General features: G+C 46.8%; 5 protein-coding genes and 1 pseudogene. 4 read left to right on the forward strand and 2 right to left on the reverse strand.

The features are described from left to right. Window positions 1-234 precede the first annotated feature (234 nt). Together JSQ97_RS10190 and JSQ97_RS10195 are read right to left on the reverse strand one after the other, a co-directional pair. A complete protein-coding gene (locus tag JSQ97_RS10190) occupies window positions 235-495 on the reverse strand; it encodes a hypothetical protein (protein ID WP_205075960.1) in 261 nt (86 codons plus the stop codon). 382 nt (window positions 496-877) lie between these two features. After that, on the reverse strand, window positions 878-1,576 hold the full coding sequence (locus JSQ97_RS10195) for a Bax inhibitor-1/YccA family protein (protein WP_205075961.1): 699 nt from the start codon (window positions 1,574-1,576) through the stop codon (window positions 878-880). A gap of 116 nt (window positions 1,577-1,692) precedes the next feature. Here JSQ97_RS10195 and JSQ97_RS10200 point away from each other — a divergent pair, with 116 nt between their 5' ends. From JSQ97_RS10200 to JSQ97_RS10215, 4 genes and pseudogenes are all read left to right on the forward strand, one after another. Further along, on the forward strand, window positions 1,693-2,829 hold the full coding sequence (locus JSQ97_RS10200) for an Mbeg1-like protein (RefSeq protein WP_205075962.1): 1,137 nt from the start codon (window positions 1,693-1,695) through the stop codon (window positions 2,827-2,829). 189 nt (window positions 2,830-3,018) lie between these two features. Beyond that, window positions 3,019-5,661: pseudogene (lon, locus tag JSQ97_RS10205) on the forward strand (endopeptidase La); the annotation flags it as partial. Between the two features lie 392 nt (window positions 5,662-6,053). After that, window positions 6,054-6,659, forward strand: a complete 606-nt coding sequence (locus JSQ97_RS10210) for a hypothetical protein (RefSeq protein ID WP_205075964.1) — start codon at window positions 6,054-6,056, stop codon at window positions 6,657-6,659. Between the two features lie 7 nt (window positions 6,660-6,666). Beyond that, the coding region (locus tag JSQ97_RS10215) for a hypothetical protein (RefSeq protein WP_205075965.1) at window positions 6,667-7,088 on the forward strand (422 nt) is incomplete at its 3' end.

Consider the following 7,088-nt stretch of genomic DNA (forward strand, 5'->3'; position numbering starts at 1 on the left):
GACGTCCGATTTTACAAGGGCTTATATCCTGTAGCCTGCTTTCCTTATCGATACTTGTTCGGACGGCGCCGTTTTGCGATCCCGCCCTTCGCAATTCCGCTTCCGCTCCAGCCGCCCTTTCAGGCGGCCGCTCCGCGTTGCTACGGTCGGGCGTAGGCGCATCGTATATGCGGACGACATCGTGCGCCCTTACAAAAATGATGCGCCTTTAAAGCCGCTTACTTATGACCGACGTCATTTTTTTCTGCTCTCTGCCGCATGCGATATGCGCATCTTTCGACGTACCGATCGGGAGAGTTTTTCTATTTCCTCAACCGGCAGCTGAATTGCTTCCGCTATCCGTTTGTATGTATAATTATACACTTTTACGTAAATTTCAAACGGTACGGTTTTTTCATATAAGCGGCAGATGTATTCCAAAAATCGCAGCGGCATATTTTCATTTATCGATGACTGCTGTTCGACGAGGATAATAATCTTACCGTTCAACAACATCGAAATGTCGTTATAGCGTCCCGTGTAAATCGTCTGTTCGAGGACAATCGGTTTGATCGCCGTCTCTTCGATCTTTAAGTTTGTGTTGTGGATTGCATTGTAGAGCGATAGAAAATTTTCTTTCGCCTCATCGCATTTTTACCGGCGGGCGTTTTTTTTGCGTTCGTCTCCGGCGCAGTCCGCGCGGATGTGCGTTTATCCGGGGGCTGTCCAAAAACTTCAGTTTTTGAACAGCTTCCTTGATTTTATATGCGATGTTTAAAATTAAGTCCTTGCAATATAAAGACTTAATTTTAAACTCGACGGGCTGTCGAAAAAGTAACCAACTTTTGAGACAGCCCCTTATCCGCGGCTCCGCGAGGAGCCGTTTTGTTTTTGCGCTTTATCGTCTGCGGCCGAAGAGGCGCAGGAGGGCGAGGAAGATATTGATAAAATCGAGGTAGAGTTCGAGCGCTCCGATGATCGACGCTTTTTTGAACGTATCCGATCCGTCCGAATATTCGGCCGCCCTTAAAATCTTTTGCGAATCGTATGCGGTAAGTCCGACGAAGACGACGACGGTGATGAGCGAAATGAGCCACGAAAATCCCGACGAGCGCAAAAATAAATTGATGAGTGAAGCGATGATGATGCCCCACAGAGCCATGATGAGATAGCGTCCGAAAGAATTGAGATTTTGTTTCGTCACCGCGCCGTAGAAGCACATACCGCCGAACATTCCCGCAGCCGCAAGGAATGTTTGGCTTATCACCGTACCGGTGTAGTAGAGAAAGATCGATGAAAGTGTCAGCCCGTTCAGCGCCGAATAAACGATAAACGCGACCGATGCCGCAGCAGGTGAGATTTTGCGGATGGATGCCGAAAGCCACCACACGAGCGCCACCTCTCCGATCGCAACGCCCCAAAAACCGATGCCGCTTCCGCCGAACAGGAGTTTCAGCAGCGCTTCATTTCCCGCCGTAATATATGCGCTTACCGCACTGATGACAAGCGCGAGCGCCATCCATCCGTACGTGCGCGTAAGGAATTTCCGTTTTTCGCTTTCCAGTGCACGTGTGCCGATCGAATCGTATTGTTCCATATCCGTATACTCCTCTATGCAACGTTGATTTTCCCCGCCGGGGATCTGTTATAAATATATAAATAAATTATACCATAAGATATAATTTTCTGCTATAATCATATAAGCGAGGGTCTATGGCAAATATTATCGATTACATTGCGTGGCGCGGCGACTTGCCGTTTTCCGTCGTTCCGTTCAACGATATCGATTCCCTCATTCTGTGCCAGATTTCGTATCTCGATTTCGGCGGCATCGTAAGTGAAAGTTTTAAAAAATGCGTAAGGCTGAAGGATGCGGCCGAGCGGTTCCGAAGTGCGAAGGATTTTTCGAGACGGCGCAAAGTCGGCGTGATGATCAATTCTCAAACGGTCGAGCTTTTGTTCGCAGCCGCTTCTTCAAAGCGTTTCGGAGACGTAAAAGCCTGCGGTTATACGACGCGCTTCGATCTGCAAAAGGAAGAACAGTTTTCCGCGCTGACTTTTTTGACCGGCGACAAGTATGCCTTTGTCGTGTTCCGCGGTACCGACGACACGATAATCGGCTGGAAAGAAGATTTCAACATGGGCGTACTCGAAACGGTGCCTTCGCAAATCGACGCGCTTTTCTATTTGACCGAAGCGATGAAATCGATACGCGGCCGCTTCCGCACGGGCGGGCATTCGAAAGGCGGTAACCTTTCGATCTATGCCGCCGCAAACATCGACCCCAAATTCAAAAAACGCATCTCCTGCGTGTACAACAATGACGGTCCCGGCTTCCGCGAAGAGACCGTCGCCTCTCCCTGCTTCCGCTCGCTCGCTCCGAAAATCCGTTCGTTCTATCCGCAGCTTTCCATTGTCGGTATGCTCTTTTCTCATGCGGGTTCCTATACCGTCGTCGAAAGCGAACAGGCCGGCATCAGACAGCACGATCCGTTTTCATGGCATTTGACAAAAGACGGTTTCGTTTCGCTTCCGGGTTTCGATGCGGCAAGCGAATGGTTCCACGATACGTTCAACGCGTGGTTCCGCGAGCTTTCCGATACCGAGCGTTCGCGTTTTGTCACTACGCTTTTTAAAGTGCTTGAGGCGACCGACGCCAAGACGAATTCCGAACTCGAAAAAAATTGGTGGCAAAACTCCGCAAAGATCGTCGGTGCATTTGCAAAGCTCGACGGTCCGTCGCGCGACAACATCATCAAAACGGTGCAGCTGCTTTTCCAAATCGGACACAGGCATTTGGCGCCGGCACGATTTTTGCCGCACGACGCTTCGAAGAAAAAAAACCGATAAATTTCCGGAGCGGATGAAACTGAAATTTCCGACGTAGACTATTTCATATTTAGGGAGTATATTTATTCTATGGCAAAGAAAGATATTGACAACAACGATTCTCCGGTATCGATTTCACAGGCTGAACTGGATAACGCTTTTCACGATGCGAAAGCGGCTTCAAAAACGGATAAAACGGCGGACAAAAAAATTGCGAAAAACTCGTCGTCAACTAAGGAAATACTTCCTGCGGATCAGGCGCTTCCGGTAAAGCTTTTGCTCATTCCGCTGCAGGGGCGTCCGATTTTTCCGGGCATCTTTACGCCTCTTATGATCAACTCTTCCGACGATACGAAAGTGATCGAAGAAGTGTGCTCGGGCGACGGCTATATCGGCATCGTCATGTTGAAAAACGAAACGGAAAATCCGTCGGTATCCGATCTGTACGAAGTCGGTACGATCGCGCGCATTATTAAAAAAATCAATTTGCCCGACGGCGGGCTCAACGTATTTATTTCGACACTCAAACGCTTCCGCATTCGAAAAGCGCTGCACGCAACTACGCCGATGGCGGCTGCGGTCGATTACCTTGACGATGAAGAAGACGACACGTTTGAAGTAAAAGCGCTCACGCGAGCGCTTTTAAGCGAAATGAAAGAAGTGTCCGAAAACAATCCGCTCTTTTCCGAAGAGATGCGCTTGAATATGGTGAACATCGATCATCCCGGAAAGATCGCCGATTTTATCGCATCCATTCTCAACATCGATAAAGCCGATCAGCAAAAAGTGCTCGAAACGGTAAACGTGCGCCGGCGTATGGAGCAGGTGCTCATCTATATTAAAAAAGAGCAGGAGCTTTTACGCGTTCAGAAAAAAATTCAAAACGAACTCAACGAACGTGTCGAAAAAAATCAGCGCGAATATTTCCTCCGCGAAGAGTTGAAGTCGATCCAGGAAGAGCTCGGCACGGACGCCGAAGGCAACGCGACCGATTATCAAAAATTTAAAAAGAAAGCGGAAGAATTTCATTTCGAAGGCGAGATAAAAGAGACGGTCGACAACGAACTCGAAAAATTCAATCTCATGGATCCGAACTCCGCCGAATACATCGGTACGCGGAATTTTCTCGAACTCGTCACGCAGCTTCCGTGGAACGACAAGCCTGCGGAAAATTACAGTCTCGACGAAGCGAAAAAAATTCTCGAGCGCGATCACTTCGGTCTTGACGACGTAAAAAAACGCATCATGGAATTTTTATCGGTTCGAAAACTCAAGCAGGATGCAAAGGGCAGCATACTGCTGCTCGTAGGTCCTCCCGGCGTCGGCAAAACGAGCATCGGGCATTCGGTCGCGGATGCGATGCATAAACCTTTCTATCGATTTTCCGTCGGCGGTCTTCGCGATGAAGCCGAGATCAAAGGACACCGCAGAACTTATATCGGTGCGCTGCCCGGAAAAATCATACAAGGTTTGCGTACGACGAAAACGCGCGCTCCCGTTTTTATGATCGACGAAATCGATAAGATGGGACAGAGTTATCAGGGAGATCCCGCGAGTGCGCTGCTCGAAGTGCTCGATCCCGAACAGAACGTCGGTTTCCGCGACAACTACCTCGATTTGCCGTTCGACATCTCCGACATATTTTTTATCCTTACCGCGAATACGCTCGATTCGATCCCCGAACCGCTGCTCGACCGCGCCGAAGTCATTCAGCTGCCGGGCTATATCGATCAGGAAAAAATCGAAATCGCAAAGCGTTATCTCATTCCGAAAAATCTTAATAAAAACGGACTTGAAAAAAATCAAGTGCAGTATACGAAAGAAGCGCTTTTGATGATCGCCGAAGAGTACGCGCGCGAAGCCGGAGTGCGCAATTACGAAAAGAGCGTCGATAAGATCCACCGCAAAATCGTTACAGAACTTATGAACGAAGCGGAGAAAAAAGCGGAAGAAGCGGCGGCGAAAGCGAAAAAAGCAAAGGAAGCCGAACTGGCTGCAAAAAAGGCGCAGGGCGAACACGTGCTCACACAGTCGGAAATCGACAAACTCGTCAAAGCGAACCGGGATTTGACGCAGTCGGAAATCGACTCGCTCGTGGATTCCCGCTGGAAGCTTTCGCAGAACGATATCGATCTGCTCGTAAAGAAAAATAAAAATCTCACGCAGGCGGAAATCGACAAACTCGTTTCGGTAAAGCGCGAAAGCGAAAAAGTTTCAGCCGTCGATTTCGTCGACCGAACGAAAAAATATACGATCGATGCGAAAGCCTTGGACAAATATCTCGGCAAACCCGTCTTCGATGAAAGCGAAATCAAAAAAGCGGACATCGCGGGAACGGCGATCGGTTTGGCGTGGACGAGCATGGGCGGCGATACGCTGCTCATCGAAAGCATTGCGTATCCGAGTGCAAAGGGCGGACTGCAGCTCACCGGTCAGATGGGCGATGTAATGAAAGAAAGCGCACAGATCGCGATCAACTGGGTAAAAGCGCAAGTGCTTTCGAAAAAGATAAAGAGCGAAGACTGGTTTGAAAAAAATGTGATCCACCTGCATATTCCCGAAGGCGCGGTCAAAAAGGACGGTCCGTCCGCCGGCATTACGATGGCGACGGCGTTCATGTCGCTGCTCAGCGGAAAAATTATCAAGGGACATCTTGCGATGACGGGCGAGCTTTCGCTTACGGGGCAGGTTTTGCCGATCGGCGGGCTTCGTGAAAAAACGGTCGCGGCCAGGCGGAACGGGATCAAAACGATTTTGATCCCGAAAGCGAACGTACGCGATCTCTCTGATATTCCCGATCACGTAAAAGCGGGTATTACGTTTATACCCGTAACTCGCGCCGAAGAAGTCATGCAGCACGCATTTGCGGGAAACGGGAAAACGGCATCGCTTTCCGAAACGAAGAGCGTCAAAAAGAGCGCGATGAAAAAAAACGCTCAGGCGGAACGCGCGGTAAAAAGCGGTACGCTTAAAACGGCTGAAAAAAAATCGACGGTAAAAAAATCTGCGGCAAAAAAGGAAACCGCGCGGCGCGGGAAATCACCTGCAAAACAAAGCGGCGGGAAATCGTCCGCTTCGAAAAAGGGCGCAGCGAAAGCGAAAAAGCCCGCCGTAAAAAGAGGTGCGGGAAAATCGCGTAAAGGAAAATAAAGCTTGCCGTTCGTGCGGGTGCTTGAACGGCACCCGCCGTCGGCGTGCGGCGCACGCGGTACTTGCGGAGTGCAGCGCCGCAAGGGCGATAGAAAATGGTTTATAAAATCAATCTTGAAAAAAAGAAAGAATTTGAAAGTTTTTATTTTCGTCAAGTGTTGAAACTGTTTTTTCCCATCCTTATTCCCGCCGCAATTTTTATGGGTGTAAGGATGGGGTTTGTATTAACAGACGGATTTGAAACGATACGACCTTTCGATATTTACATAGTTCTTTTTTCATGTTTATTTCTTTTTATTATATTTTTCATTTCTGCATTTATTGGAACTAAAATAGCTTCATCGAAACTGGAAATGTGGGAATTATCCATACGGGAAAATTATGCCATCTTAAAAAATTCAATAGCTGTCACTGCGGTAAATTTCGCGGATTTTAAAAAATATAAAGAAACCGCTGATTCTATAACTTTTTATTTCAGGGGGATAAGACGTTTTTATATAAATTGGAATTGTTTTCATGATTCTGAAAATTTGAAAGCGGAATTGGAAAACATTGCACATAGAATCGGAACTTTTAAGCGAGAGACGGTCTCTGTTGAAACGCCGAAAACTAACGTAAAATTCAAATCAAAATTTAAGTGGACTTTTTATATTATTTTAGCAATGGTTTTGATCATCAAAATTGTTGTTAAATTCTTATAAAAATGAATTGAACTTAGAAGTGATAAAGAGGCGCTTGTATGCGGCGTTTGAAGCGCTTCGAGTGCAGCCGGTTTTTACATCAGGGGATAAAAAAATGAAAAATATTTATGTATTTATATTATGTTTGCCTTTAATTTTAAGTTGTAAACAAAAAAAACAAAGTACTCCTACTTATGATAATTCTTGGTGCGCTGTAGAAATGGAAGAACAATATATTGGAACATATCTTCCAAAAGAATTTATTGAAACATTGCATAATACAAAATCTTATGTAAAATCCATGAACAGTAAGCCGAATGGAAATCATATAATAGCCGTGAAAAAAAATATTGTTTATGGTGATGATGATTATTATGATCAATACGCTTATCCGAAAGAAGATGTAGAGACTTTTGTTTTCGAAAATGAAAATAATGAAATGGTATTAAT

It is taken from the genome of Treponema sp. Marseille-Q4523 (assembly GCF_016901105.1).
Taxonomy (GTDB): Bacteria; Spirochaetota; Spirochaetia; order Treponematales; family Treponemataceae; genus Treponema_D.

Excerpts from the sequence above, each read along its gene's own strand:
- JSQ97_RS10190 (WP_205075960.1), bottom strand. The coding sequence starts at position 495 with ATGTTGTTGAACGGTAAGATTATTATCCTCGTCGAACAGCAGTCATCG.
- JSQ97_RS10195 (WP_205075961.1), bottom strand. The coding sequence starts at position 1,576 with ATGGAACAATACGATTCGATCGGCACACGTGCACTGGAAAGCGAAAAA.
- JSQ97_RS10200 (WP_205075962.1), top strand. The coding sequence starts at position 1,693 with ATGGCAAATATTATCGATTACATTGCGTGGCGCGGCGACTTGCCGTTT.
- JSQ97_RS10210 (WP_205075964.1), top strand. The coding sequence starts at position 6,054 with ATGGTTTATAAAATCAATCTTGAAAAAAAGAAAGAATTTGAAAGTTTT.